Origin of the sequence: Pantanalinema rosaneae CENA516, assembly GCF_050753385.1 — a bacterium.
Classification (GTDB): Bacteria; Cyanobacteriota; Cyanobacteriia; order Leptolyngbyales; family Leptolyngbyaceae; genus Pantanalinema; species Pantanalinema rosaneae.
Genome location: NZ_JBLZFZ010000155.1, coordinates 1 through 1,978 on the forward strand (window position 1 = coordinate 1; position 1,978 = coordinate 1,978).

The window sequence follows — 1,978 nt, forward strand, 5'->3', positions numbered from 1 at the left end:
GCCATCAGGAGAGCGTCGTCGCGCGCGAACTCGGCGAGGCCGACCGCGACGCGGCGATGATGCGCCGGTTGCGCGAGATCTACGAGGGCCAGGGACTCGCCGTCGACGACCGCATCCTGCGCGAGGGCATCAAGGCCCTGAAGGAGCAGCGCTTCGCCTACGAGCGCAGAGGCTCGGGCCTCGGCCGCTTCCTCGCGACGGTCTGGATCCGACGCAGGACGCTCGGCGTAGGGCTCGCGGCGCTTCTCGTCGCCATCGGCCTCGCTATCGGCTGGAGCGCCTATCAGCGCGGCGCGGCGGAGCGCGAGGCGGCGGCGGCGCAGATCGCCCTGACGGAGACGCTTCCGCGCGACCTCGCCCGCGCGGTCGAGGCGGCGCTGGCGGAGGCCAAGGTGACGGAGGCGCGCGCGGCGATCGAGGGCCTGCGCGCGGACGCCGAGGCCGCCCTCGGCCGGGGAGACGCCGCCGCCGCACGCGCCGGGATCGGCGCCGTCGACGCGCTCAGGGCGCGGCTCGTCGAGACCTACGAGCTGCGCGTCGTCTCGCGCCCCGACGAAGCCTCCGGCGTCTTCCGCGTGCCCGACGCCAACACCCGCGCGCGCAACTATTACCTCATCGTCGAAGCCGTCGGCCCGTCCGGCGAGGCTTTGCCGCTGCCGATCCGCAACGAGGAGACCGGACGAACCGAGACCGTCAGGATCTTCGGCCTGCGGGTGCCGGAAGCGGTTTTCGAGGAAGTGCGCCGCGACAAGTCCGACGACGGGATCATCCAGCGGGACGTCGTCGGCGAGAAGCCGCGCGGCGCGCTCGATCCCGTCTACGCGATTCCCGTCATGGGAGGCATGATCACCCAATGGTGACGCGATGATTTCCGGACGCGACGCCCTCTCCTCCTCGAGACCGCTCTCAACGGCGTGCGCCGCGACGAAGACCGCCTCGTCGCGGCGCTGAACGCGGCGACCGAGGAGGCCGCGCGGCTGCGCGCCGCGCAGGCCGACGCCCTGCGCGGGCTCGCGCGCGTGCGGCTCGACGCGCTCACGCGCGAGCAGACGACGCGCGAGCTCGATTCCGCGGAGCGCGCGGCGCTCGAAATCCTCGAGCGCCGCAAGACGGCGCTCCAGCGGGCGGCCGAAAGCCGCCGCGCCTTCACGCTCGCCCTCGCGCGCGGGCAGGACGAACGCCGCTCGGCGCAGGAGGCGGTGGAGCAGGCGGCGGCGCGGATCGACGACCTGCGCGAGAACGTCCAGGCCGACCTCGAGAGCGACGAGCCCTGGCTCGTCCAGCGCCGTAAGCTCACCCACGCCAAGGAGGTCGCACGCGCCGCCGGCGAGAAGGCGACGCGCACGGAGGCCGAGAAGGCGCAGAAGGCCGCGCCCTACGAGGCCGACCCCCTCTTCACGTATCTGTGGGAGCGCGGTTTCGGGACGCCCCGCTACCGGGCCTCGCCGATCGTCCGCTTCTTCGACGGGCGCGTCGCGCGGCTCATCGGCTACGAGGAAGCGCGGGCGAACTACCACATGCTGACCGAGATCCCGCTGCGGCTTCGGGGGCACGCGGACCGTCTCGCGGAGGAGATCGATGCGGAGGCGGCCGCGCTCGCCGCGATCGAGCGCGCGGCGCTTGAGGCGCGCGGGGTCGGCGCCCTCGAAACGGCGCTGGCGGAGGCCGAGGCCGCTCTCGACGCGGTCGAGGCCTCGATCGCGGAGGCGGAGACGGGCCTCGCACGGCTGGACGCCGAGGACCGGGCGGCGGCGACGGGCGGCGGCGATCCGATGATGCGCGAGGCGCTCGATCTGCTGTCGGCGGCGCTCGCGGCCGACGATCTGCGCAGGCTCCAGCAGGAGGCCGCCGCGACGCCGACCATCGAGGACGACGCCCTGGTGGTGAGGCTTCGCCAAATCGCCGAAGGGATCACGCGCGCCGACGAGAAGGTCGAGGAGGCGCGGCGCGCCGCCGTGGCGGTCGGCGCGCGCCGCAA

The 1,978-nt window shown here is 74.1% G+C and carries 2 protein-coding genes; both read left to right on the forward strand.

The features are described 5' to 3' along the window. A partial coding sequence (locus ACN4EK_RS32470; protein WP_431662578.1) for a DUF6384 family protein occupies positions 1-860 on the forward strand: 860 nt, incomplete at its 5' end. Positions 861-914: 54 nt separating this feature from the next. Continuing rightward, positions 915-1,978: hypothetical protein (locus ACN4EK_RS32475; protein ID WP_431662579.1), on the forward strand; the 1,064-nt coding region annotated here is incomplete at its 3' end.